Source organism: Uliginosibacterium paludis (assembly GCF_039631355.1).
GTDB classification, from domain to species: domain Bacteria; phylum Pseudomonadota; class Gammaproteobacteria; order Burkholderiales; family Rhodocyclaceae; genus Uliginosibacterium; species Uliginosibacterium paludis.
Genome location: NZ_JBDIVF010000004.1, coordinates 266,401 through 291,089 on the forward strand (window position 1 = coordinate 266,401; position 24,689 = coordinate 291,089).

Genomic DNA, 24,689 nt, shown 5'->3' on the forward strand with positions numbered 1-24,689 from the left:
CATCTGCAGCACGCTTCATCCACCCGGGTGTTCCGCATTACATCGAGAACAACATGAAAATACTCGACCGTCTGGAGGAGATCCTCATCGCGAGCCTGATCGCAGTCGCGACGCTGATCATCTTTGCCTCCGTCGTACACCGCTATCTGGCCGGTGTCGAAATTCCCTATCTTCAGGACTGGCTGCTGGGCCTCAACTTCGGCTGGGCGCAGGAACTGACCATCATCCTGTTCGTCTGGATGGCCAAGTTCGGCGCCGCCTATGGTGTGCGAACCGGCATCCACGTCGGCGTCGATGTGGCCATCAACCAGATGCCCGACCGCCTGCGTAGCCGCTTCGTGCTGTTCGGCCTGCTCGCCGGCGCGCTCTTCACCGGCATCGTGTGCACCCTGGGCTTTCGCCTCGTCTGGGGCAACGGCATGCACTACGCCTTCAATCAGCTGATCGGCAGCACCGAGTTCGTACCCGAGGGCCCGGTCACCCCCGATCTGGAATGGCCGACCTGGATGGTGTATCTGGCCGTGCCGCTGGGCTCTTCACTGATGTGTTTCCGCTTCCTGCAGGTGGCCTGGAATTTCTGGCACACCGGTGAGTTGCCCCACCACGATCACGGTGCGGTAGACGGCATCGAAGACGACGAACCGACCGAGACTCACGCCGAAGGAGCCCGCTCATGAACACCGCAATCATCTTCGGGCTGCTCATTGCCCTGATGCTCACCGGGATGCCGATCTCGATCTCGCTGGGCCTCACGGTGCTCACCTTCCTCTACACCATGACCCAGGTGCCGATCGAATCGGTCGCCATGAAGCTTTTCACCGGCATCGAGAAGTTCGAGATCATGGCGATCCCCTTCTTCATTCTGGCCGGCAACTTCCTCACCCATGGCGGTGTGGCGCGGCGCATGATCAACTTCGCCACCGCGCTGGTGGGCCACTGGCATGGTGGTCTGGGCCTGGCGGGGGTGATCGCCTGCGCGCTGTTCGCAGCCCTCTCGGGCTCCAGCCCGGCCACCGTAGTGGCCATCGGCGCAATCCTGATGCCGGCCATGGTGAAGGCGGGCTTCCCGAAGCGCTTCGGTGCGGGCGTGATCACCACCTCCGGTGCGCTGGGCATCCTGATCCCGCCCAGCATCGTGATGGTGATGTATTCGGTTGCCACCAACTCCTCGGTCGGCACGCTGTTCATGGCCGGTGTCATTCCCGGGCTGCTGCTCGCCTTCCTGCTGGGCCTGACGACCTGGTACCGCGCACGCAAGTACAACTATCCGCGTGTCATGCTGTTTCCGGAGCGCAACAGTCTGCAGGCCACGATCGGCGGGCTCTTCGGCGCCTTCTATGCGCTGGTCTTCACGATCGCGCCGCCAGTGCTGGCCGGCACCCTGATCGGCCAGTTCTCGTCGGGCTCGGGTTTCGTGTATTTCCTGGCCTGCGTCGTCTGGCTGGCCCTGGCTCCCTGGAGCACCAAGAACAAGTGGGTCACGCGCTTCGTCTATATCGGCCTCATCGTGCTGGGTGTGCCGATTCTGGCGAGCGTGCTGGCGATCCGCGCGATGGGTGACGTCTCACCCGTGTATATCGCGGGCGTGCCGGTCGTGATCATGCTGGGCTGGCTGAGCCTGATCCAGGCCTGCGGCAGCTACACGAAGATCGCACCGACCTTCACTTTCGAGCTGATGTGGGAGTCCCTCGAAGTCTGGCGCGCCTACTGGAACAGCATCTGGGGACTGCTGCTGATCGTGGTGGTGATGGGCGGCATCTACAGCGGCATCTTCACCCCCACGGAAGCCGCGGCGATGAGCGCGGTGTATGCGTTCTTTGTCGCCGTGTTCGTCTACAAGGATCTGGGCCTGAAAGATGTGCCGCGGGTGTTGCTGTCCTCGGCCAACATGAGCGCGATGCTGCTCTACATCATTACCAACGCGGTGATGTTCAGCTTCATCATGACCGACCAAAACATCCCGCAGCAGCTGGCTGACTGGCTGCTGGCCCAGGGGCTGGGGCCGATCGCCTTTCTGCTTGCGGTCAACGTCCTGCTGCTGCTGGCCGGCAACGTGATGGAGCCTTCCTCCATCGTGCTGATCATGGCGCCCATCCTGTTTCCGGTGGCGATGAAGCTGGGGATCGATCCGATCCACTTCGGCATCCTGATCACGGTGAATATGGAGGTCGGCATGTGTCATCCGCCGGTGGGCCTCAACATGTATGTGGCTTCCGGCATCACCAAGATGGGCATCACCGAGCTGACGGTCGCGGTCTGGCCCTGGCTGCTCACCATGCTGGGCTTCCTGGCGCTGGTGACCTACTGGCCGCCGCTCACGCTCTGGCTGCCGAAAGCGCTGGGCATGATGTAACCGCCCGCCGGAGCGGCCGCTCAGGGCCGCCGCTCCGATTGGCGCGACTCGAAGAAGGGAGCGGGCGTAAAATGCCTGCTCCCTTTTTTCCTGTCGGTCCGCCGCCATGCCCAAAGGCAGCACGCTTGAATTCCGCCCCCACGAGCTCACCGATCCGGACACCGGTGTACGTGTCACCCGCCTGACGCCTCCGGAAGTCGCCTGCCCGCGCAATTACTTCTACCAGAAGTGCTTCACCGCGGACGGCCGCCAGCTGATTTTCGGCGGGGAGTTCGACGGCGTCTTCAACATCTGGATGCTGGACCTCGCGAGCGGACTTGCGCGCCAGCTCACCGAAGGGCGTGGCGACAACTATCACGGCGCCTACCTCTCGCCGGACGACCGCTTCCTCTTCTACACCAAGGCAGGGCTCGAACACCGCCGGGTCGATCTCGCCACACTCGAGGAAGACGTGATCTACACGGTGCCGGAAGGCTGGCGCGGAGCGGGCACCTGGGTGCCCAACACAGACTGCACGCTCATTGCCGGCATGGAGATGCTGAGCGAGGATCAGGCCACCGGGGGCAGCGGCTGGGAGCGCTTCCGGCGCCAGTTCGAAATCCAGCCCCGCGAGCGGCTGATCTCGATCGACATCGCGAGCGGCGAAGCCCGCGTCGTGTTCGAGCAGAAACGCTACATGGGGCACCCCATGTATCGCCCTTTCGACGACCGCACGATGGGCTTCTGCCATGAAGGCCCGCACGATCTGGTCGACGCCCGGATGTGGCTGATCAATGCAGACGGCACCCGGCTTCGCAAGGTCAAGGATCACGCCCCGGGAGAAGCCTGCATGCATGAGTTCTGGGTGCCGGACGGCTCGAAGCTCGTCTATGTGAGCTATGTGAAAGGTGAGCAGGAGCGCTTCATCTGGGCGGCCGACCCGGTCACCCTCGAGAACGAATGCATCATGGCCATGCCTCCCTGCGCGCACCTGATGAGCAATTTCGACGGCAGTCTCATCGTCGGAGACGGCGCGGGTCAGCTCGGTGATGTATCGGACAAGGACGGCCATGCCTTTGAAGCGGATCCCTGGATCCACCTCTTCGACGTCAAGGCACGCAGCCACCGCAAGATCTGCCGGCACGACACGAGCTGGGCCGAATACAAGGGCAACACGCAGGCGACCCACCCTCACCCATCCTTCACCCCGGATGAGCAGCGGGTGCTGTTCTCGAGCGACAGGGACGGCAAGCCCGCGCTCTACCTCGCAGACCTGCCCGACTGATCCGCACGGGCCGCCGGCCCGCCCCCGCGGCGACCGGCCGGCGGCAGCAATGCAGCACCGGTCCATACGCGTCCGAACGGATTGTGAATTGTTGCAAATTGTTTCGGAGCAAATCCCCTTGGCATGGGATTTCTCGGGAAGATGCAGACTTACGGGCAGGTTATCACGCAGCCCGGCCCCGACCCCAGCCTCGAATGACAATGGCTCTGCCACTCCGAATCAACCTCATCTCACTGCTGTTCACCACCCTGGTCGCACTCGTGCTGAGCTTCCTGGGAAGCGGCTTCCTGTACCGCCAGCAATCGGAAAACGCGCTGCTCATCGCTGGCCAGGCCGTGGAATCGCTGCGCAGGGATGCCGACACCCTGCTCGCGCTGAACATGGACATGCATGACTTCACCGGCTTCGAAGCCGTCACGGCAGACGTACTGCAGGGAAACGCCTTGCTCAGCTCGGCCAGCCTCAAGACCATAGAAGGCGAGGTGCTCTACACCTCGACCCGGCAGACGGGGCTGAAACTCTCGCCCCTGTCCCGGCTGGTCATCCGCTTCACCCGCCCCTTCGACACCGTCTCGCGACAGCTGCATGGCGCCTCCGGAGCGCTGGCCGGCCACGCCGAAATCAGGCTCGACCGACGCCTCATGATCGATGCGGCGATCCAGCGCGCCACCCTGCTGCTGCTGTGCGCTGCCGGACTCTTTGCCGGCTGCGTGCTGATCCAGCAGATCATCTTCTGGCGCACGATCGGCCGGCCGCTGTCACTGCTGATGCATGCGGTCGACAACATCCATCCGGACCAGCTGGAAGCGCCGCCCGAGTTTGCCCGGCGAACCGGAAACGACGACATCGGTCGCCTCTACCAGGCTTTTGCGGCGCTGCTGCACCGCCTCACCGACGCCCGCGGGGCGCTGCTGGCTCATAACGAACATCTCGAACACACGATCCAGACCCGCACCCACGAGCTGCAACGCGTCAATACGGAGCTGGAGCAGGACATCGAGCGCCGCAAGGCCCTGGAGCTTGAGCTTCGCACGCTCGCCAGTACCGACGCGCTGACCGGGCTGGCCAACCGCGCATTCATCATGCCCTACCTGGAGCGGCGCCTCGCCCAGGCGCGCCGTGAGAACACGCTGTGCGGCGTGATGATCTTCGATTTCGACGGTTTCAAGGCCGTCAACGACAGGCATGGGCACGCCGTCGGCGACAAGGTGCTGCAGAACATGGCGCGCCGCATTGCGCAGGTCTGCCGGCAATCCGACGTGCTCGCCCGCCTCGGCGGGGATGAATTCCTGCTCGTCTTCGATGCGCAGGACATGGAACAGGCCGGGCTCATCGGCAAGCGTGTCGAAGCGCAGTTCGCCACACCGCTGGACCTCGGTCATGTGCAGATCCGCCTGGGCATCAGCATCGGCATCGCGCTCTTCCCGATGCATGGCGAAACCATGGAAGCCCTGCTGATGCACGCAGACGCGGCGATGTACGCGGCCAAGCTTGCGGGCGGCGGCATGCGCTTCGCGCAGAGCCCGGCCACGGGCACGCCGGTCTAGGCCGGTTTGCCTTCCTTGGTCACCAGCCAGATGCCACCACACACAAGCACCAGCGCAACCAGATACTTGAATTCAAGAATCTGCTCGCCGAGAAAAACGGCAGACAGCACCGCACCCGAGACCGGAATCAGGAAGTTGAACACGGCGACCAGACCGACACGGTTGTACTTGAGCAGTTGCGCCCAGAGCGCGAAAGCGACGGACGACAGCAGCACCATATAGGCCATCAGCAGCAGGGCCTTGAAGGAAAACGCCTGCAGCGTGCCGCCCATCAAGGCGCCAATCAGCAGCAGGACGGCGCCCCCCAATGCGAGCTGCCAGCCTGTCAGTACCACCGAATCGATGCGCTGCGAGAGCTTCTTGCCGTAGATCGAGGCCGCAGAGAGGATGAAGGCTGCGAACACCACGCTGCCCTCGCCCGCCAGGCTGAAATGGAAGTCCAGCAGTTCGGCGCTGAAGTTGCACACCAGCACCCCGCCGAATCCGATCAGGCAGCCCAGCGCCTTGCGGCCGTTCACGCGGTCATTGTGGTAGATGAAGTGCGCCAGCAGCACCGAGAAAAAGGTGCCGGTCGCATTCATGATCGAGCCCTTCACGCCAGTCGTGTAGGCCAGCCCGAGATAGAAGAACACATACTGCAGCGACGTCTGGAAGAGGCCGAGCACGCAGACCTCGCCCGCATCCCGTGCGCTGCGAAGCTTGAGGCTGCGCCCGGTCATCAGCGCGAAGAGCAGCAGGAGCAGACCCGCAAAAAGGAATCGCCAGCCCGCAAACAGCAGCTTGCCGGGAATGTCATCCGCGGCAATGGAGAGCAGCGCGTAACCGCTCTTGATGGAAGGATAGGCGCTGCCCCAAAGCAGGCAGCAGAGTGTCGCCAGCGCAAAAACCACCGGACGACGGGTAAAGAGACTGGGTGAGCTCATGAGTCAGTGAGGAATACCGGCTGAAAATGAAACCGGCAGGGCGGTCGGCCCTGCCGGCACACGTCATGCGGGCGCTCAAGCGCGCCGACGGATGATCAAACGATGATGCCGCCGCCCAAGCAGACACGGCTTTCATACACCACGACGGACTGCCCCGGCGTAATGGCCCACTGTGGCGCAGCAAAGGCAATGCCGGCCTGCTCTGCGTCAATCAGGTCGAAACTGCAGGGCTGATCCGGCGTGCGATAGCGCGGCTTGGCGGTGTAGACCCACTGCGTGCGCGGCGCGCGACCACCGATCCAGTTCAGGTCGGCCGCGATCAGGTGCTCCTTCTGCAGCGCCGGATGCTCATGCCCCTGCACCGCATAGAGCACATTGGTTTTCATGTCCTTGCCGGCCACGTACCAGGCCTCGTGTTCGCCGGCGTGATCGTTCCCCTTGATGCCACCGATGTTGAGCCCCTTGCGCTGGCCGATGGTGTGATACATCAGGCCCTGGTGCTCGCCCAGCAGGCGGTTGTCATCCAGCGAGCGGATCTCGCCCGGCTTGGTGGGCAGATAACGCATCAGGAACTCGCGGAAGGGCCGCTCGCCGATGAAGCAGATGCCGGTGGAATCCTTCTTGGTCGCCACATGCAGACCGGCGCGCTCGGCAATTTCGCGGACTTCGCGCTTGTAGATGTTGCCCAGCGGAAAGAGCGCCTTCGAGAGCTGCGCCTGGTTCAGGCGATACAGGAAGTAGCTCTGATCCTTGGTGCCGTCATCCGCTTTCAGCAATTGATACTCGACGCGGCCGTCATTCTCGAACTCGCGCACGCCGGCATAGTGGCCGGTCGCGATCTTGTCTGCGCCAAGATCCATGGCATGGTCGAGAAAGGCCTTGAACTTGATCTCGCTGTTGCAGAGGATGTCCGGGTTCGGCGTACGGCCGGCCTCGTATTCGCGAAGGAAGTCCGCAAAGACGCGATCCTTGTATTCCTTGCTGAAATTCACGACCTCCAGGTCGATGCCCAGCACATCGCAGACCGACACGACGTCGACCAGATCCTGCCGCGTCGAGCAGTATTCGTCGTCGTCATCGTCTTCCCAGTTCTTCATGAAGAGCCCGGTCACGTCATAACCCTGCTGCTTCAGAAGCAGGGCCGCCACGGCGGAGTCCACCCCGCCCGACATGCCGACCACGACCTTCATTCCCTGTCCATCCATATCGCTCAATCCTTTCGCGAAGTGCCGGGTTCTGCGTTATGAGTCAAATGGAGCGCTGGCTCAGCCAGCGGAAACTTCAACTCAGCACCCAGTACCCAGTACTCAGCACTTTCTTTCCTTCATTCGTAATGCCGGATCACATCCAGCGGATAACGCCGGCCGGCCAGATAATCTTCGACAACCTGCAGCACCAGCGGGCTGCGCAGGCGTTCCTGCTGCGCCAGCAACTCCTCACGCGTCAGCCAGACCGCGCGGATGATGCCTTCGTCCAGCGCCCGGCCGGCTTCTTCCGACAGGCTCCGGCAGGCAAAGGCAAAGCGCAGATAGGTGATGCTGCCGTCCGGCTGCGTCCAGTTGTAGATGCCGACAAGCGAATCAACCGCGACACGATGTGCGGTCTCCTCCAGCGCTTCGCGGACGCAGGCATCCGGAAGGGACTCTCCCTGTTCAAGATGACCAGCCGGCTGGTTCAGGCGGACGCCATCCACCGTGTGTTCTTCAACCAGCAGGAAACGCCCGTCGCGCTCGACAAGCGCCGCAACGGTTACGTGTGGAAACCAGCGTGACATGATGATCCGGAGCTGTAAATCAGCCGCCCATTGTAGCTGCTGAGAGCCCTCACTGCCCGTGAGGGGTGGTCATGCGCTAAAATCGACGACCTCATACAACAGCATCTTTCGGAGCATCTGACATGTCGATGGCTGACCGCGACGGTTTCATCTGGATGGACGGCAAACTTGTGCCCTGGCGCGACGCCACGACTCACGTCCTGACCCACTCCCTGCACTACGGCCTGTCGGTGTTCGAAGGCGTGCGCGCCTACAAGACCGAACGCGGCACCGCGATCTTCCGCCTCAAGGAACACACCGACCGCCTGTTCAACTCGGCCCACATCTACATGATGAAGATTCCTTACGACAAGGAAACCATCAACGAGGCCCAGAAGGAAGTCGTTCGTGCCAACAAGCTCGAGAGCTGCTATCTGCGTCCGATCGCGTTCTACGGCTCCGAAAAGATGGGTATTTCCACCCGCGGCGCCACGGTTCATGTGGCCATTGCCGCCTGGCCCTGGGGCGCTTATCTGGGCGCCGAAGGCCTGGAGAACGGCATCCGCGTCAAGACCTCTTCGTATGCCCGTCACCATGTGAATGTGACCATGGCTCGCGCCAAGGCCGCCTCGACCTACGCCAACTCGATCATCGCCAATCTTGAAGCCACCCAGGACGGCTACGACGAAGCGCTGCTGCTCGACACCGAAGGCTTCGTGGCCGAAGGCGCCGGCGAAAACCTCTTCGTGATCAAGGACGGCGTGATCTACGAACCGGAAATCGCCTCCGCGCTGATGGGCATCACCCGCAACACCATCCATACGCTGGCCCGGGAACTCGGCTACAGCGTGCAGACCCGCCGCATGACCCGCGACGACATCTACATTGCCGATGAAGCCTTCTTCACCGGCACCGCCGCTGAAGTCACTCCGGTGCGCGAGCTGGACAACCGCACCATCGGCGCAGGCAAGCGTGGCCCGATCACGGCCGCCATCCAGGCGCGCTTCTTCGAGCTCGTCGGCGGCAAGCTGCCCGAGCACGACAACTGGCTGCACTACGTCTGATCCGCAGCATGTGAGCCTGCCGGTGTGCCGGCCCCGAAAGCCCGCCGTACGCCGGTACGGCAGCTTTCCCCGAGGCACCGAATGCACCGGCCGGCACTGCAGCTTCGTTGACGCCCCGATGCTGCTGAAGCCTGGATACGCCATCACCCCCAAGGAGATTTGCCATGGCCGAGAACACTGACAAGAACCAGCCAATCGCCGTTGAGGCGAAGGATCTGCCGCTGCACTGTCCGCAACCGGACGCGCCGCTGTGGGCACGCCATCCGCGCGTGTTCCTCGACGTGGCACATACCGGCGAAGCCAAGTGCCCCTACTGTGGCGCGCACTATGTGCTGCACGGCGAGGCGCCGAAAGCTCACTGAGCGACACCTCACAACGGGCCGCTGAGGCCCGTTTCCATTTGAGCCCCGATGCGCATCCTGATCATCGCCCCATCCTGGATCGGCGACACCGTCGCTGCCCAGACACTCTTTCTGCGTCTGGCCCAACGCCATCCCGACGCCAGAATCGACGCCCTTGCACCGCCCTGGGTCGCTGCCGTGCTGCATGCGATGCCCCAGATCAACGGCGAAGTGCTGGACAACCCCTTCGCTCACGGCCAACTGCGCCTGAAAGACCGCTGGAAGCTGGCGCGCGCGCTCAGGCAGCGGGGCTACGACGCAGCCTATGTGCTGCCCAACTCGCTCAAGTCCGCCCTGATTCCATTCCTGGCAGGCATTCCGCAGCGCATCGGCTTCACCGGGGAGTCCCGCTACGGGCTGATCAATGTCCGCCATGCACTGAATACAAGCGACACGCCGCTGCAGGTTGAACGCTATGCCGTACTGGCGGAAAAACCCGGCACGCCACTGCCGCGCCCCTACCCCCTGCCCGCGCTGAGCGTTGATCGGGATGCGTGCGATCGCACGCTCGCCGCACTCGGTCTCTCCGCGGCCCCCGCCCCGGTGGTGTTCTGTCCCGGTGCCGAATTCGGCCCGGCCAAGCGCTGGCCGGAGAAGCATTTCGCCGCGCTGGCCGGCGAACTCGCGACGCAAGGCATTCCGGTCTGGCTCCTGGGCTCGAAGAAAGACGCCACGGTCGGCGAAGCAATCGTCCGCCTGTCCGGGGGCGTAGCGCGCAACCTCTGTGGCGTCACCAATCTCGCCCAGGCCATCCAGCTGATTGCCATCGCCCGGCATGTCGTGACCAACGACTCCGGCCTGATGCACGTGGCCGCGGCACTCGGCACCCCGCTGACGGCACTTTTCGGTTCATCCAGCCCCGGCTATACGCCGCCGATGTCCGACCGGGCGAAGGTCCTGTCGCTGAACCTGTCCTGCAGCCCCTGCTTCAAGCGGGAATGTCCGCTGGGCCATCTGAACTGCCTCAACCACATCAGTCCGGAGCAGGTCCGGGCCACGCTCGAATGAGTCCGGCCAGCCTGCAGGATTATCTCTACCGCCACATCCCGCTGTCTGCCGCGATGCAGGTCGCCGTGCGCGAAGCCACGCCGACCCTGGTCGAGCTTCATGCGCCGCTCGCTCCGAATGTGAATCACCGTGGCACGGCGTTTGGCGGCAGCATCGCAACGCTGGCCACACTGGCAGGCTGGAGCTTGCTGCGCATCCGGCTCGACGGCATGGCGCCCTTGCCGCATCTGGTCATCCGGCACAGCGAGATGGCGTTTCTTGCGCCCGTGCCGGACGCCTTTTCGGCCCGCACACGTTATCCCGCTGACGCAGACTGGGCGGCATTCCTCGATACGCTCGCGAAGCGGGGCAAGGCGCGCCTGGAACTGATCATCGAGGTGCTGGCCGGCGAAACCCTTGCCGCCCGGATGAAAGGGGAGTTCGTGGCCCTGGCTGTGTCACCGGAAGCCGACGGAGTAAGCTAGCGTCATGAGCACACCCATCATTGCCTCGCCGGACGACGCCGAGCAGGCCTTCTACGATGCCTTCAACCGCAGTGACCTCGAAGCGATGATGAAGGTCTGGTCGGAAGACGAAGAAGCCGTCTGCGTGCATCCCGGCGGCTCCCGTTTCTCGGGCCTTGTCGCCATCCGGGAGTCGTGGAAGCAGCTCTTCGAGACTGGCATGAAATTCAATGTGCGGATCAGCAACGTCGTGCGCAACCACTCTGCGCTGATTGCCGTTCACAGCCTGCTGCAGCATGTGAGCGTCGAGGGCGACGACACCATCGCGCCACCGCTGATCACCACCAACGTCTACGCCCGCGGGCCGCAGGGCTGGCAGCTGCTGCTGCATCACACCTCCCCTTCGCCCGACACCAGCGGCCTGATGATGCAGGAGTCACCCAGGGTGGTGCATTGAAAGCCGCGGACACTCCATCCGCCGCGCGCCCGGAAACGGACAGCACGACCGACTATGCCGCCCCGGCCTGGCTGCGCGGCGCCCACGCCCAGACGATCTGGCCCCTCGCGATCAAGGGTGAAATGCCGGCTTTCCGCCGCAAACGCTGGAAAACGCCGGACGAGGACTTCATCGATGTCGACTTCCTGCCGGCCCGCGAAGCTCAGCCCCTGGTGGTGCTGTTTCATGGGCTCGAAGGTTCGAGTCGCAGCCATTACGCACGCTCGCTGATGCGGGAAGTCGCCCGACGTGGCTGGAACGGGGCGGTGGTTCACTTCCGCGGCTGCTCGGGCGAGCCCAATCACCGGCCTCGCGCCTATCATTCGGGTGATGCGAACGAGATCGACTGGATCCTGCGCAAGTTTGCCAGGCGCTTTCCTGATGTGCCCCGATACGCAGCAGGCGTTTCGCTGGGCGGCAACGCCCTGCTCTGCTGGCTGGGCACCCGGCGCCAGGAGGCTGCGCGACTGATCAGCAAGGCTGCGGCGGTGTCCGCGCCGGTGGATCTTGGCGCGAGCGGCCAGCATCTCGGTCAGGGCTTCAACAAGCTCTACACCCGCTATTTCCTGCAGACCATGCGGCCGCGTGCGCGGCTCAAGGCGCGGCAGTATCCGGGCCGATTCGACGTCGCGAAAGCGATACGGGCAAAAAGCCTGGCGGAGTTCGACGACGCGTTTACCGCGCCGCTGCATGGTTTCAGGGACTATGCGGATTACTGGAGCAAGGCGTCGGCCAAACAGCATCTGAAATACATCGCGGTGCCCACGCTGATGCTGCACGCGCTCAACGATCCGTTCATGCCGGTCGAAGCGCTGCCGATGCAGAGCGAAGTCTCCTCACTGGTGCGGCTGGACTTTCCGCGCGAAGGCGGCCATGTGGGTTTCGTGACCGGAGCCTTCCCCGGCCGCCTGGACTGGATGCCCAGACGGTTGCTGCACTACTTCGAATACGCCAGATAGATCCGCGATCCGTCGTCAGGCGAAGGTGTTGATGACGCTGCCAGGCCGGCCGGGCTCGGCAACACGCTGAGCCTCTTCGGCGCGCGCCTTGCGCTGAATCTCGATCTGGGCCTCCTCGCGAGCCTGCTGCGCCTGTTGGGCCTGCTGCTCCTCCTGCGTGCGCCGGCTGCCCGTCCTGTCTGCCTGCTGGCTCTGGGCTGGGGCGGCTGAACTCGCTGCGGTAACGGAAGTGACATCCATGAAAGTCTCCGACAGATCAGGCATTGATACACGCTGACAGTCTAGGCAGCCTTCGCGCCTGACGCACGGGTCAGACAGGCCTTCAGGGCGCGAAAAAAAGCAGCGCGATCGCGATGGCCGCAACCACCCCGACCAGATCCGCAATCAGGCAACACGGTACCGTGTAGCGCGTCTTGCGGACGCCGACCGCGCCGAAATAAACCGCGACGATGTAGAAAGTCGTGTCGGCCGCCCCCTGGAACATGCAGGCCAGCCGGCCGGCAAAGCTGTCTGCACCATAGGTTTTCATGGCGTCGATCATCATGCCGCGCGCCCCGCTGCCTGACAGGGGTTTCATCAATGCGGTGGGCAGGGCCGGACCGACATCCGCGGGCACGCCAAAGCATCCGAGCAATGCGGTCAGCCCGCTCATGAGCAGATCCATGGCCCCGCTGGCACGAAAAACGGCAATGCCCACCAGAATCGCCACCAGATAGGGAATCACCATCACGGCGGTATTGAAGCCCTCCCTGGCGCCTTCGATGAAGGCATCGAAGGCCGATATCCGTCGCCAGCTCGCCAGAGCAAGGAAGGCTACGATGACGCCAAAGAGCACCAGCCCGCTGACAAACGCCGACTGTGCCGCCATCTGCTCGGCAGTAAGCCGGGCAAAATAGAGCAGCGTTGCACCCACCGCCGAACAGAGCCCCAGCAACCAGGCCAGCACCACCGGCTGGTGTAACCGGATCTTCTGCATCCAGGCGACGGCGAGCAGCCCCGCCAGGGTCGAGAAGAAAGTCGCCAGCAGGATGGGCAGAAAGACATCCGCCGGATTCGCCGCGCCGAGCTGGGCACGGTAGGTCATGATGCTGACCGGAATCAGGGTCAGCCCGCTCGCATTGAGCACCAGAAATAGGATCTGCGCATTGCTCGCCCGGTCGGGATCGGGATTGAGCTCCTGCAGCGCGCGCATGGCCTTGAGGCCCATCGGGGTCGCAGCATTGTCGAGCCCCAGCAGGTTGGCTCCGATATTCAGCAGCATCGCGCCCTGTGCCGGATGCCCGGCCGGAACCTCCGGGAACAGGCGACAGAACAGCGGATTCACCAGCCGGGCCAGCCAGGCCACCGCCCCTGCCTGCTCGCCCACGCGCAGCACGCCCAGCCAGAAGGTCAGCACACCGGTCAGCCCGAGCGAGATGTCGAAGGCCGTTTTCGACATCGTGAAGGACTCCTGGAGCACCCGGGAAAAAATGGCGCTGTCTCCATTCACCAGCCATTGATACAGGCAGGCAAGGAAAGCCAGGAAGAAAAAACCCAGCCAGACGATGTTGAGGATCATGCCTGCAGGGTCAGCTCAGACGAGTGGCGAGCTTGCAGCACGCCCGTCAACCATGACAAAGCGTTGTCGCAATCGAACGCCTCCCGCTCCACCCGCAAGACCTGAAGCCTTGGACTCATCATGGTGGCTGACCCGGTGATCCTTCAGTCGCGGAAGTTGCCCGCCTTGATGGGGAAGTCGGTGATCGACTTGCGGATCATCGCGATGCATTCCTGCAGGTCATCACGCTTGGCGCCGGTCACACGAACGGCGTCTCCCTGGATCGCGGCCTGCACCTTGAGCTTGGCATCCTTGATCTGCTTGACGATCTTCTTCGCCAGTTCGCTCTCGATGCCGCTCTTGATCTTGAAGAGCTGCTTGACCTTGTTGCCCGAGATGGACTCGATCTTCTCGGCATCGAGCCGTTTCGAGCTCTCTGCTTCCTTCTTCTCCATCGCGGGGAAAAGGATGTCCTTGATCTGATCGAGCTGGAAGTCCGAATCACCGAACAGGGTGATCTGCTTGTCCTTCTCGTTGAAATCGATCTTCGCGCTGGTGCCCTTGAAGTCGTAGCGGTTGTCGATCTGACGCGATGCGACATCGATCGCGTTCTTGATCGCGACCATGTCGGCTTCTGAAGTGAAATCAAATGAAGGCATGTTGATCTCCGATCAGCAGTGCTGAGTGCAGGGTACTGCGTACTGAGCCAACTTTACTCAGCACTCAGAACCCCGCTCCCAGGACTGCTGTTAAGCAAAATGGCAGATGTAGTGGTACGGCTCGCTGACTTCGATCTCGAAGCTGGAGTTGGCCGGCACAGAGAAGCTCTGGCCTTCGCCATAGCTCTTCCACTCGGTCTCGCCCTTGAGCAGCACGCGGCAGGCGCCGGCTACGGTTTCCATGATTTCGGCAGCGCCGGTATTGAAAGTCAGCCTGGCCGGCTGGATCACGCCGACCGACTTCTTCGTGCCATCAGCCAGCACGATGCTGTGGCTGACGCACTTGCCATCGAAATAGACATTCGCTTTGGTGACGACAGAAACGCCGTCAAACTGGTTCTGGCTCATAGCGCAGGATTCCGGAAAGGGAAAAGGAGGCAGGATTATAGCGGGAGCACCCGCCGGCAAGGCGCCCGCACCGGCGCCCTTTCACCTCAGGATTGACCGCCCGCGAGCATCTTGATGATCAGCTCCTTGGAAATGAACCCGAACATGCCCAGCCCTAGCCCGAGAAACATCCACATCATGCCGTAGCCTCCCGCCTTGGATTCACGGGCCAGATTCCAGATGATGAAGACCATGTAGGCGATCAGCCCGCTGAGCAGGAATTTGAGACACAGCTCGCCGAACTCGGGTTCGGTGAGTCCGAAAATGACAGCCTGATTCATGAAACGGCTTCCTCTTGAAAGTGCATGCCGATGAGGACGCCATCAGCCACGACACGGCCCCGATGCTACGCGCCCGGCAGACAAAGAAAAACCCTTGCTGGGAGGAGGATTCCAGCCTGCGCGTGCCGCAGGAGCGCGCGCCTGCTAGAGTCGGCCCATGTGGAAAAAACTGCGTATCGCGATCCTGCTGCTGATTCTCGCCACGGTCGCCCTGAATACCGTGCGCGGCCAGCAGCAAGTCCGCGACTGGTCTCACACCATCCAGATCGCCATTTTCCCCCTCAACGGGGACGACAGCCCTGCCACCGCTCAGCGCATCGCCGGACTTCGGCAGGAAGACTTCAAGGATATCGAGGATTTCCTCGCCGAACAGGCGCATGCGCATGGCATCGACAATCCACGGCCGGCACTGGTGTCGCTTCAGCCCGCCCTCGACACGCTGCCGCCGGCTCCACCTCGCCAGCATGGCATGCTTGACGCCATCATCTGGAGTCTCAAGCTCCGCTACTGGGCCTGGCGGCAACCGGCCGGCTCGCCCAGCGCGCACATCCGTGCTTTCGTGATCTTCCATGACTCCGAACGCACCGGCGGGCGGGTGCCGGATTCTCACGGTCTGTCCAAGGGGCGGATCGCCATCAGCAATGTGCATGTCGCCCGCAACATGCAATACACGAACCGCGTCGTGATCGCGCATGAAATCCTGCACACCATGGGAGCCACCGACAAGTACGGGCCGGATCTGCTGCCGCGCTTTCCAGAAGGCTATGCGGAGCCCGAAGCCCATCCGCCCACTCCGCAACGTTTCTGCGAAATCATGGCGGGGCGCACCCCGGTGTCCGGACATGAAGCACGCATGCCGGAATCGCTTTCGGAATGCGTGATCGGCCGTGAAACAGCGCGCGAAATCGGCATGCAGCCCTGAGCGGAAATGAAAAACCCGCCATCGGCGGGTTTCTGATGGATCTGGAAGCTCAGTCCTTGCGGCCCACGACCAGAAACTCCAGCAGGGCTTTCTGCGCATGCAGGCGGTTCTCGGCCTCCTCCCACACCACGCTCTGCGGGCCATCAATGACTTCAGCCGTGACCTCCTCGCCGCGGTGGGCAGGCAGGCAATGCATGAACAGGGCGTCCGCGGAGGCCACGCGCATCATGTCCGCATCGACCTGGTAGTCAGCGAAGTCGCGCAGACGGGCTTCATTTTCAGCTTCGAAACCCATCGACGTCCACACATCCGTCGTAATGATGTGGGCGCCGCGCGCCGCATCCATCGGATCGGCAAACTGCTCGAAATGCGCAGTGCCCGCAATGTTGGCCTTGGCAATATCGACCTCGTAGCCCTTGGGTGAGCTGACATGCACCTTGAAATCCAGCAGCTCGGCCGCCTGCAGCCAGGTATTGCACATGTTGTTGGTGTCCCCGATCCAGGCCACCGTCTTGCCCTGGATGGAGCCGTTGCGCTCGATCCAGGTATAGATATCTGCGAGGATCTGGCAGGGATGGAACTCGTTGGTCAGACCGTTGATGACGGGCACGCGCGAATTCGCCGCAAACCGCTCGACGATGGTCTGCTCGAAGGTGCGGATCATGACCACATCAGACATGCGGGAGATGACTTGCGCTGCATCTTCAACCGGCTCACCACGCCCCAGTTGCGAGTCACGCGTGTTGAGGTAGATGGCCGAGCCGCCCAGCTGGAACATGCCGGCTTCAAACGAAAGGCGGGTACGCGTGCTGGCCTTCTCGAAGATCATCACCAGCGTACGATCGAACAGCGGATGGTAGGTCTCGTAAGCCTTGAACTTGTCCTTGATCCATTTGGCACGGGCAAAGACGTAATCGATCTCCTCACGCGAGAGATCCTTGAACTGCAGGAAATGTCTGGGCGCTTTCATCATCATGCTCTTTTTCGGGCTGGCCCCCTCGGGCCGCCAAATAGGGAGGGAGTGTGCCAAGCGTCAGCAACACGGTTTGAAAAACGAAAAAGGGGCGCGACTCGCGTCACACCCCTTCTGACTCCGCCACATCAGTGGCGAAGAAGCACAATCAGGCAGCTGCGCCCATCGCCTTGATGGCGGCAGACAGACGGCTCTTGTGACGAGCTGCTGCGTTTTTGTGCACGATGTCCTTGTCAGCGAGGCTGTCGATGACGCTGACAGATTGCTGGAACACTTGTTGGGCGGATGCCTTGTCGCCAGCTTCCACTGCCTTGCGCACGGCCTTGATAGCGGTACGCAGACGGGAACGTTGGCTGGCGTTGTGAGCGCGGGCCACGAGTGCCTGGCGGGCGCGCTTGCGGGCTTGTGCGGAATTGGCCATTTGTTCTGTCTTCGGTAAGAGATACGCGGAAACGAAGATGATAGCTTGGCAAGAAGCTTCTTGCAAGCCCTTTGCAGAGCCGGGTGTTATGATCCCCGCCTGCTTCCCGCACACCCCGAATCGTCTGAAGAATGAACCTGCTCAAGGCACTCGCCACGGTCAGTGGCCTGACTCTGGTCTCCCGCATCCTCGGGCTTGTCCGGGAAATGCTGATTGCCAACCTGTTCGGCGCCGGCCTGGTCACCGACGCGTTCAATGTGGCCTTCCGCCTGCCCAACCTGCTGCGCCGCCTGTTCGCCGAAGGGGCTTTCTCTCAGGCATTCGTGCCCATCATTGCCGAGTACAAGAGCCAGCGCAGCCCGGACGAAACCCTGGCACTGGTGAGCCATGTGTGCACGATGCTGGGGCTCGTCGTGTTCGGCGTCTCGATGCTGGGCGTCGTTTTCGCGCCCTGGGTCATCCACGCCACCGCCAGCGGATTTGCCAGCCAGCCGGACAAGTTCGCGCTGACGGTGGAACTGACCCGGATCACCTTTCCCTACATTTTCTTCCAGGCCATGGTGGCCGTCTCGGCCGGCATCCTGAATACCTGGAACCGCTTCTCGATCCCGGCCTTCACGCCCACCCTGCTCAACATCAGCTCGATCGGCATGATGCTGCTGGCCGCGCCCTATTTCGAGCGGCCGGTGGACGCTCTGGCATGGGGAGCATTCATCGGCGGTGTTTTGCAGATGGTCATCCAGATCCCGGCGCTGGCGCGCATCGGCATGCTGCCCCGCTTCTCGATCAGCCTTGCAGATCCTGGCGTGCGCAGAATCCTGAAAATCATGCTGCCCGCGACCCTGGGCGTATCGGTCGCCCAGGTCAGCCTGCTGATCAACCAGAGCTTCGGCTCCTGGCTGCCGGACGGCAGCATCTCCTGGCTCAATTATGCTGACCGGCTGATGGAGTTCCCGATGGGCATGCTGGGTGCAGCGCTCGGCACGATCCTGCTGCCCAGCCTTTCGAAGATGAAAGCCAGCGGCGATGCGGACGGTTTCTCCGCGACCCTCGACTGGGGCTTGCGGGTCGCCTGCCTGCTGACTGCCCCTTCCGCACTGGGCATGATGATCCTGGCCATACCGCTAGCCTCCACCCTGTTCCAGCACGGCGCCTTTGTCGCGGCCGATACGCTGCAGACCCGGCAGGCGCTGCTGGCCTACAGCGTGGGCCTGATGGGGCTGATCTGCGTGAAGATTCTGGCGCCCGCATTCTATTCCAGGCAGGACATCCGCACGCCACTGAAGTACGCCCTGATTTCACTGGCGACGACCCAGGTCCTCAATGCCATTTTCATCTTCGGGCTGGACATGAAGCACGCCGGACTGGCCCTCTCGATCAGCGCTGCGGCCAGCCTCAATGCGACCCTGCTCTACCGCGGGCTGCGCAAGCGCCAGGCATTCATCCCCCAGACAGGCTGGTTCGGGTTTCTCGGCAAGCTGGGCGTGGCCCTGATCGTCATGGGGCTCGTCCTGCACTTCACGATGGGCGCTCAGCAGGCATGGCTCGACAACGGCACAGCCTGGCGCGTCATTCGCCTCAGCATCGTGATGAGTGCGGGCGGCGTGGCCTACTTTGCAACGCTCTTTGCGCTGGGCTTCCGGCCGCGTGACTTCAAGCGGCTCGCCCACTGAACGCCCGGGCCGGACAAAACAAAACCGCCGGAGCGCGTGGCGCTGCGGCGGTCTGAGACGGCCAGGACGCGCGCTCAGCCTTCGAGCGCGGCAAACGCCTGGTCACGCACCGCATCCACGGCGCCAAGGCCGGAAATGCGGGAATAACGGGGAGCGGCCTTATCGCCGGTTTCCGCCCACTTGCCGTAGTAGGCCACCAGCGGCTCGGTCTGGGCGTGGTAAACGTCCAGGCGCTTTTTCACGACATCTTCCTTGTCGTCGTCACGCTGAACCAGATCTTCGCCGGTCTCGTCATCCTTGCCTGCCACCTTCGGCGGATTGAAGCGGATGTGATAGGTGCGCCCTGAAGCCGGATGTACCCGGCGACCGCTCATGCGCTCGATGATTTCGGCATCCGGCACGTCAATCTCGAGAACCGCATCCAGCGCTACACCGGAGTCTTTCAGTGCATCAGCCTGAGGAATCGTGCGCGGAAAACCGTCGAACATGTAGCCCTTGGCGCAATCCGGCTGGGTCAGGCGCTCCTTGACCAGACCGATGATGATGTCATCCGACACAAGCTGCCCCGCATCCATCACCGCCTTGGCCTGCACACCCAGCGGCGTACCGGCCTTGACTGCTGCACGCAGCATGTCTCCGGTCGAAATCTGGGGAATGCCGTACTTCTCGGCGATGAACTTGGCCTGGGTCCCCTTGCCGGCTCCCGGCGGTCCCAAAAGAATCAGACGCATCTGTGCGATCTCCTGTCTTTATTGATTGTGTGCTGCAAACAAGGCTCTCACCCGGGCGAGATCCTCTGGAGTGTCGATCCCGGCCGGTGGCGCTTCATTCAGGATCTCGACGCGAATCTGGTACCCATGCCAGAGCGCACGCAGCTGCTCGAGCATCTCGATCTGTTCGGTCGGCGCCGGAGCAAGACTGGCGAAGGCTTTCAGGAAACCTACGCGATAGGCATACAGGCCGACATGGCGCAGCGCCGGAACACCATCCGGCATGGCCATGCCCGGCTTGAGCAGCCCGGCCAGCGCGGCGTCGCGGGGAAACGGAATGGGGGCGCGCGAAAAATAGTGCGCGTGTCCGATCTTCTCGCAGACAACCTTGACCACGCCAGGATTGTAGAAATCATCCACTGTCGTGATCGGATGCGCCATGGTCGAAATCTCGGCATTCACATCCCCTGCCAGGGACTTTGCCACCAGGCGGATGGTGTCCGGATCAATCAGCGGCTCATCGCCCTGCACATTCACCACGATCTCGCCAGGCGCCCATCCCAGAGCGGTCACGACCTCGGCCAGGCGATCCGTGCCGGTAGGATGGTCAGTCCGCGTCATCATGACCTTGCCGCCTGCGGCTTCGACGACGGCACGCACTTCCTCATGATCGGTCGCAACCCATACCTCCTCGGCACCGGACTGGAGCGCGCGCTCCATCACGCGCACGACCATCGGCTTGCCGCCGATATCGGCCAGCGGCTTGGCGGGCAGGCGCGTCGAGGCATAACGCGCCGGAATGATGGCCTTGAAACGGATGTTCATCAGGCTGCACCTGCTTCGTCGGCGGCAATCTGGCGTGCTTCATCTGCCAGCATGACGGGGATGCCATCCTTGATCGCATACGCGAGACGACAGGGCCTGCAGACCAGCTCCCCTTCCTTGTGGTGCATTTCCAGACCACCCTTGCAGACAGGGCAGACAAGGATTTCAAGCAGCTTCGGATCCATGCAATCGCTCCAGAATGGGTGCCAGCGCAGCGTCATCGATCTGCGCATCCACCGGCAGCACCCAGCAGTCTGCCGGGGCCAAGGCGGCGCATTTTACTGCATCCTTCTCGGTAATCAGCAGAACATCGCCCTCCGGCACGGAGAGATCTTCACGGAGAAAGTTTTCGTGGTCGCCAAACGCCCGGCAACTCGCGAGCCGGAGCCCCATCGACCGCAGGCTCGCGAAAAAACGCTCGGGATCGGCAATACCCGCCAGCGCATGAACCCTGCCGGCGGGGAAGTGCGAAGCCTCGCAATGCTGTTGTGGATCGTCAAGCCGGTAAAACCCGCCCGGCGCGAGCGTCATCGAAACAGCCGGACGCGGCAAGCGCGCCTCCAAGGCGGGGCTCAGCTCACCATTCGCCACGATCAGATCAACCCCGGCAAGACGTTCCAGCGGCTCGCGCAGCGGCCCGGAGGGCATGAGCCAAGCATTGCCAAGGATGCGTTCATTGAGGACAACAACTTCAGCCCGACGCCCCAGGCGGTAATGCTGAAGACCATCGTCCGTGACAATGACATCCACTTCGGGAGAGCCGTGAAGCAAGGCCTGCGCGGCAGCCACCCTGTCGCGCCCGACCCACAAGGGAAAGCCCGTGCGACGGGCCAGCAGCACCGGCTCGTCTCCAACCAGCCCCGGATCCGAATCCGCGCTCACCCTCTGCGGTCCGGACGCCGATCCGCCATAACCGCGTGACACGATGCCCGGGTGAAAACCCCGCGCATGCAAGGCCTGGGTCAGCCAGATGACAACGGGCGTCTTGCCGCTTCCTCCGGCCGCAAGATTGCCGACCACGATGACCGGCACCGGCAGCGTCACGCTGCGCAGCAGACCGGCGCGATAGAGCCTGCGCCGGATCGATGAGACGAGAAAGAAGAGCAGGGACAGAGGCAAGGCAAGCAGGGCCAATCCCGCTCGCCTCTCCCACCATGACGGGCGCTTCAGGGCCATGCCCTGCTTACTTCCTGGTCTGCGCAGCGAAGGAAACGTTGGGCAGGCCGGCTTTCTGTGCCGCCTGCATCACGTCATAGATGCTCTGGAAATTGGCCTTGGCATCCCCGTTGATGACCACCAGCGGCTGCTTGTCGCCGCTCTCGGGCGCCACCCGGCGCAAGGCCGCAACAATGCTGTCGAGGTCGCGCGCTCCGACCGGCGTCTTGTTGATCAGCACCTCGCCCTGCGCATTGATGACCACGCTGATTTCGTCCGGCTGCTCTTGCGAGGGCGGCGCGTCAGAGCTGGGCAGACTGATTTCCAGCCCGGAGAATTTGGAATAGGTCGTGGTGAGCATCAGGAAAATGATGATCACAAGCAGCACGTCGATCAACGGAATGAGGTTGATCTCGAGCTCTTCCTTGCTCCGGCCTCGGCGGAAGTTCATTCCCGCCTCCTTACTTGGCGCTGCGGCGTTCGCCGTGGAGCACTTCGACCAGCTTCACGGCCTGCTGCTCCATCTCGACCACGATGCTGTCGACGAGGGCGCGGAAATGACGATGGGCGATCAGGGCGGGAATGGCGATCATCAGACCGAAACCGGTGTTGTAGAGCGCAATCGAGATGCCATGCGCCAGTTGCTGGGGATCTGCTCCGACCCCGTTGCCGCCCTGCGCACCGAAAAGCTCGATCATCCCGACAACGGTACCGAACAGCCCCATCAGCGGGGCCACCGAAGCGATCGTGCCAAGTGTGGTCAGGAAGCGCCCCAGATCATGCGCCACGGCTGCACCGGCTTCCTCGATCGACTCCTTCATGATTTCGCGGCTGGCGCGCATGTTGCGCAGACCGGCAGCCAGTACCCGCCCGAGCGGCGAATGGGCATGGACGCGAGCGATGAGTTCGTCGCTCGGACCGGACTGCCGGAGCTCACCCAGGACTTTCTCCAGCAGACCTGCCGGCACGATGGCCGAACGGCGCAGGGAAAAGAGACGCTCGAAGATCAAGGCCAGCGCAATGACTGAAGCAAACAGCAGCGGAATGATCGGCCAATCGGCAGCACGAATGATCTCCAGCACGAAGCAACCTCCCAGGATTCGACAAGCCTGCAACTCTATCTTTCCACCCCGCTCCCGGCAAGCGCACCCGTCCTGCCCGCGCCGGCCTTCCGGCGGCCTCGGGCGCTCCCACGTAATCCACAGATTCTGTGGATAAGTTTGTGAGCTTTTCGCGGGACACAGCCACAAACCGGCTCTGTGCAAAGGTTTTTTACACTTCGATCAAAAATTAAGCTGAGATTTCACTTTCTTTAAAATCAATAACTTGCAAAAGATCAGAGTTGTCAAGCACGCAATCACGGCGGACGGGCCCGGCCCCGCGCGGCAAGCCGGGCCCGGGTGTGGATTGCGCTAGAATCCGCTCATGAACAATGCCCGAAACAACCAGGAACAAGCAGGCGCGCGGGTTTCAAGCGTGTCGGAATTTGTCCTGCAGATCCGTACGCTGGTCGAGCGGAATGTTCCGCTCGGCTGGATCGGTGGTGAGATTTCCAATCTTGTTCAGGCCGGGTCGGGTCACCTCTATTTCACCCTGCGCGACGATCGTGCCCAGATCCGCTGCGCCATGTGGCGCAACCGGGCCCAGCTGCTCGGATTCCGTCTCGCGGAAGGCATGCGGGTCGAAGTCCGCGCCCAGGCCACGATCTACGAGGCGCGGGGTGACCTGCAGCTGTCGGTCGAAAGCATCCGGCGCGCAGGCCTGGGCAATCTGTTCGAAGCCTATCTGCGCCTCAAGGCGCGCCTCGAGGCGGAAGGCCTGTTCGAGGCTGCACGGAAGGGCGACCTGCCACGCCTGCCACGCGGCATCGCACTCGTCACCTCGGCCAGCGGAGCCGTGCTGCACGATGTCGTGACCGTGCTGCAACGCCGGGCGCCGGCCCTGCCGGTCACGATCTATCCATGTCTCGTCCAGGGCGAAGCGGCTCCTGCGCAGATCGCCGGGGCGATTGCTGCAGCCTGCTCGCGTGCGGGGCGGGACGGCAATGATGTGCTGCTCGTCTGCCGCGGTGGCGGCAGTCTTGAAGATCTCTGGGCCTTCAATGACGAGGTGGTTGTACGGGCCATCGCGGCGTCCAGCCTGCCGGTGATCAGCGGCATCGGACACGAAACCGACACTACGCTCGCCGATTTCGTGGCGGATCTGCGTGCTCCCACCCCGAGTGCTGCCGCGGAAATCGCGTCGTCAGGCTGGTTCGAGCTGCGCCAGAGCATGCCTGCCTTCGGGCGAAGCCTGCGCAAACTGATGGAGTTCCGTCTGCAACGCGCCTTCCAGCGCCTGGACGAACTTCAGCTGCGCCTCAAACACCCGCGCACGCGTCTGCTGAGAGGTCAGGAACGGATCTCGGGCGCTGAGCGCGAGCTTCGCCAGCTGATGCGCGCGAAGCTGCGCGAACGCACCCTGAAGCTCGCGGGCCTCGAAGTCCGCCTGCGCAACGCAGCGCCCAGGCCCAACGTGCAGCGGAAACGGCTGGACGCCGCGGCTACCGCCCTTCGGCGAGTGCTCGACGACCGGCTCGCCAACGCTTCACAGCACCTCGCGCACCTTGCGGCCCGTCTGGAGGGGCTCAATCCCGACGCCGTCCTGGCCCGGGGGTACGCCATCGTCCGCGACGAATCCGGCCGCATCCTGCGGGACGCCGGCCAGAGCCAGTCGGGTCAGATCCTCGACGTCCAGCTCGCACGTGGGCGGATCAGGACACGGGTCGAGAGGCCATGAGGCCGGAATTCATCAATCCCATTTGCAAGTACAATCGCGCTTTCGCCCCTCACCCGACTAAAATGGTCGGGCATTCATAACCCTTGCTGGAGAGAGA

Annotated in this window: 29 protein-coding genes; 13 read left to right on the forward strand and 16 right to left on the reverse strand. The window is 62.9% G+C overall.

Annotated elements, in window-relative coordinates:
* Positions 1-53 precede the first annotated feature (53 nt).
* From ABDB87_RS13250 to ABDB87_RS13265, 4 genes are all read left to right on the forward strand, one after another.
* Complete coding sequence (locus ABDB87_RS13250; RefSeq protein ID WP_345927779.1) at positions 54-677, forward strand: TRAP transporter small permease; 624 nt, start codon at positions 54-56, stop codon at positions 675-677.
* Positions 674-2,353, forward strand: a complete 1,680-nt coding sequence (locus tag ABDB87_RS13255) for a TRAP transporter large permease (RefSeq protein ID WP_345927781.1) — start codon at positions 674-676, stop codon at positions 2,351-2,353. The genes ABDB87_RS13250 and ABDB87_RS13255 overlap by 4 nt, the downstream gene beginning before the upstream one ends.
* 106 nt (positions 2,354-2,459) lie before the next feature.
* Complete coding sequence (locus ABDB87_RS13260; RefSeq protein WP_345927783.1) at positions 2,460-3,617, forward strand: oligogalacturonate lyase family protein; 1,158 nt, start codon at positions 2,460-2,462, stop codon at positions 3,615-3,617.
* Positions 3,618-3,817: 200 nt separating this feature from the next.
* Complete coding sequence (locus tag ABDB87_RS13265) at positions 3,818-5,164, forward strand: diguanylate cyclase domain-containing protein (protein ID WP_345927784.1); 1,347 nt, start codon at positions 3,818-3,820, stop codon at positions 5,162-5,164.
* Here ABDB87_RS13265 and ABDB87_RS13270 read toward each other — a convergent pair.
* The 3 genes from ABDB87_RS13270 to ABDB87_RS13280 all read right to left on the reverse strand — a co-directional run bounded on the left by ABDB87_RS13270 (position 5,161) and on the right by ABDB87_RS13280 (position 7,861).
* Positions 5,161-6,087 carry a DMT family transporter gene (locus ABDB87_RS13270; RefSeq protein ID WP_345927786.1) on the reverse strand — a complete coding sequence of 309 codons (927 nt, stop codon included), beginning with the start codon at positions 6,085-6,087 and terminating at the stop codon, positions 5,161-5,163. The two genes, ABDB87_RS13265 and ABDB87_RS13270, sit on opposite strands and share 4 nt — an antisense overlap.
* A 95-nt stretch (positions 6,088-6,182) precedes the next feature.
* On the reverse strand, positions 6,183-7,277 hold the full coding sequence (gene mnmA, locus ABDB87_RS13275; RefSeq protein ID WP_345927891.1) for a tRNA 2-thiouridine(34) synthase MnmA: 1,095 nt from the start codon (positions 7,275-7,277) through the stop codon (positions 6,183-6,185).
* Positions 7,278-7,411: 134 nt separating this feature from the next.
* Positions 7,412-7,861, reverse strand: a complete 450-nt coding sequence (locus ABDB87_RS13280; RefSeq protein WP_345927788.1) for an NUDIX hydrolase — start codon at positions 7,859-7,861, stop codon at positions 7,412-7,414.
* A gap of 122 nt (positions 7,862-7,983) precedes the next feature.
* On the opposite strand from ABDB87_RS13280, the gene ABDB87_RS13285 reads away from it, so the two are divergent.
* The 6 genes from ABDB87_RS13285 to ABDB87_RS13310 all read left to right on the forward strand — a co-directional run bounded on the left by ABDB87_RS13285 (position 7,984) and on the right by ABDB87_RS13310 (position 12,211).
* Positions 7,984-8,904, forward strand: coding sequence for a branched-chain amino acid transaminase (locus ABDB87_RS13285; protein WP_345927790.1), 921 nt, complete (start codon positions 7,984-7,986; stop codon positions 8,902-8,904).
* 164 nt (positions 8,905-9,068) lie between these two features.
* Positions 9,069-9,266, forward strand: coding sequence for a zinc-finger domain-containing protein (locus tag ABDB87_RS13290; protein WP_345927792.1), 198 nt, complete (start codon positions 9,069-9,071; stop codon positions 9,264-9,266).
* 48 nt (positions 9,267-9,314) lie between these two features.
* Positions 9,315-10,313, forward strand: coding sequence for a lipopolysaccharide heptosyltransferase II (gene waaF / locus ABDB87_RS13295; protein WP_345927794.1), 999 nt, complete (start codon positions 9,315-9,317; stop codon positions 10,311-10,313).
* The gene (locus tag ABDB87_RS13300) at positions 10,310-10,777 is read left to right on the forward strand and encodes a YiiD C-terminal domain-containing protein (protein WP_345927795.1); all 468 of its coding nucleotides are present in this window, start codon (positions 10,310-10,312) and stop codon (positions 10,775-10,777) included. Before waaF ends, ABDB87_RS13300 begins: the two co-directional genes overlap by 4 nt.
* Positions 10,778-10,781: 4 nt before the next feature.
* Positions 10,782-11,213, forward strand: a complete 432-nt coding sequence (locus ABDB87_RS13305) for a YybH family protein (RefSeq protein WP_345927797.1) — start codon at positions 10,782-10,784, stop codon at positions 11,211-11,213.
* Entirely contained in the window at positions 11,210-12,211 is a 1,002-nt protein-coding gene (locus ABDB87_RS13310) for a hydrolase (protein ID WP_345927799.1), read from the forward strand. Before ABDB87_RS13305 ends, ABDB87_RS13310 begins: the two co-directional genes overlap by 4 nt.
* 15 nt (positions 12,212-12,226) lie before the next feature.
* Here the strand turns inward: ABDB87_RS13310 and ABDB87_RS13315 are convergent, their stop codons facing one another.
* The 5 genes from ABDB87_RS13315 to ABDB87_RS13335 form a co-directional block, all read right to left on the reverse strand.
* Positions 12,227-12,451, reverse strand: a complete 225-nt coding sequence (locus ABDB87_RS13315; RefSeq protein ID WP_345927801.1) for a hypothetical protein — start codon at positions 12,449-12,451, stop codon at positions 12,227-12,229.
* A gap of 82 nt (positions 12,452-12,533) precedes the next feature.
* Positions 12,534-13,769 (reverse strand): nucleoside recognition domain-containing protein, encoded by a 1,236-nt coding sequence (locus ABDB87_RS13320; RefSeq protein WP_345927803.1) that lies wholly within the window; start codon positions 13,767-13,769, stop codon positions 12,534-12,536.
* Between the two features lie 143 nt (positions 13,770-13,912).
* Positions 13,913-14,407: a YajQ family cyclic di-GMP-binding protein gene (locus ABDB87_RS13325; RefSeq protein WP_345927805.1), complete on the reverse strand. Its 495-nt coding sequence runs from the start codon at positions 14,405-14,407 to the stop codon at positions 13,913-13,915.
* A gap of 90 nt (positions 14,408-14,497) precedes the next feature.
* Positions 14,498-14,815 carry a pyrimidine/purine nucleoside phosphorylase gene (ppnP, locus tag ABDB87_RS13330; RefSeq protein ID WP_345927807.1) on the reverse strand — a complete coding sequence of 106 codons (318 nt, stop codon included), beginning with the start codon at positions 14,813-14,815 and terminating at the stop codon, positions 14,498-14,500.
* A gap of 86 nt (positions 14,816-14,901) precedes the next feature.
* Complete coding sequence (locus tag ABDB87_RS13335) at positions 14,902-15,135, reverse strand: DUF2788 domain-containing protein (protein WP_345927809.1); 234 nt, start codon at positions 15,133-15,135, stop codon at positions 14,902-14,904.
* Positions 15,136-15,292: 157 nt separating this feature from the next.
* Here ABDB87_RS13335 and ABDB87_RS13340 point away from each other — a divergent pair, with 157 nt between their 5' ends.
* Positions 15,293-16,057 carry a hypothetical protein gene (locus tag ABDB87_RS13340; RefSeq protein WP_345927811.1) on the forward strand — a complete coding sequence of 255 codons (765 nt, stop codon included), beginning with the start codon at positions 15,293-15,295 and terminating at the stop codon, positions 16,055-16,057.
* A 49-nt stretch (positions 16,058-16,106) separates the two neighbouring features.
* On the opposite strand, the gene argF is transcribed toward ABDB87_RS13340, so the two are convergent.
* Positions 16,107-17,027, reverse strand: coding sequence for an ornithine carbamoyltransferase (gene argF, locus ABDB87_RS13345; RefSeq protein ID WP_345927893.1), 921 nt, complete (start codon positions 17,025-17,027; stop codon positions 16,107-16,109).
* Between the two features lie 151 nt (positions 17,028-17,178).
* Positions 17,179-17,451, reverse strand: coding sequence for a 30S ribosomal protein S20 (rpsT, locus tag ABDB87_RS13350; RefSeq protein WP_345927895.1), 273 nt, complete (start codon positions 17,449-17,451; stop codon positions 17,179-17,181).
* A gap of 131 nt (positions 17,452-17,582) precedes the next feature.
* Between rpsT and murJ the strand changes: the two genes are divergently transcribed.
* Entirely contained in the window at positions 17,583-19,124 is a 1,542-nt protein-coding gene (gene murJ, locus ABDB87_RS13355; protein WP_345927813.1) for a murein biosynthesis integral membrane protein MurJ, read from the forward strand.
* Positions 19,125-19,198: 74 nt separating this feature from the next.
* On the opposite strand, the gene adk is transcribed toward murJ, so the two are convergent.
* From adk to ABDB87_RS13385, 6 genes are read right to left on the reverse strand one after another with little or no spacing between them, the layout of a single operon-like run.
* A complete protein-coding gene (adk, locus tag ABDB87_RS13360) occupies positions 19,199-19,855 on the reverse strand; it encodes an adenylate kinase (protein ID WP_345927815.1) in 657 nt (218 codons plus the stop codon).
* A gap of 18 nt (positions 19,856-19,873) precedes the next feature.
* Positions 19,874-20,659, reverse strand: a complete 786-nt coding sequence (gene kdsB, locus ABDB87_RS13365) for a 3-deoxy-manno-octulosonate cytidylyltransferase (RefSeq protein ID WP_345927817.1) — start codon at positions 20,657-20,659, stop codon at positions 19,874-19,876.
* Positions 20,659-20,844 carry a Trm112 family protein gene (locus tag ABDB87_RS13370; RefSeq protein ID WP_345927819.1) on the reverse strand — a complete coding sequence of 62 codons (186 nt, stop codon included), beginning with the start codon at positions 20,842-20,844 and terminating at the stop codon, positions 20,659-20,661. Before ABDB87_RS13370 ends, kdsB begins: the two co-directional genes overlap by 1 nt.
* Complete coding sequence (gene lpxK / locus ABDB87_RS13375; protein WP_345927821.1) at positions 20,825-21,835, reverse strand: tetraacyldisaccharide 4'-kinase; 1,011 nt, start codon at positions 21,833-21,835, stop codon at positions 20,825-20,827. Before lpxK ends, ABDB87_RS13370 begins: the two co-directional genes overlap by 20 nt.
* Positions 21,836-21,842: 7 nt before the next feature.
* A complete protein-coding gene (locus ABDB87_RS13380) occupies positions 21,843-22,265 on the reverse strand; it encodes an ExbD/TolR family protein (protein WP_345927823.1) in 423 nt (140 codons plus the stop codon).
* Positions 22,266-22,275: 10 nt separating this feature from the next.
* The gene (locus ABDB87_RS13385; RefSeq protein WP_345927825.1) at positions 22,276-22,896 is read right to left on the reverse strand and encodes a MotA/TolQ/ExbB proton channel family protein; all 621 of its coding nucleotides are present in this window, start codon (positions 22,894-22,896) and stop codon (positions 22,276-22,278) included.
* Positions 22,897-23,239: 343 nt separating this feature from the next.
* Between ABDB87_RS13385 and xseA the strand changes: the two genes are divergently transcribed.
* Positions 23,240-24,592: an exodeoxyribonuclease VII large subunit gene (gene xseA / locus ABDB87_RS13390; protein WP_345927827.1), complete on the forward strand. Its 1,353-nt coding sequence runs from the start codon at positions 23,240-23,242 to the stop codon at positions 24,590-24,592.
* The last annotated feature ends 97 nt before the right edge of the window (positions 24,593-24,689 follow it).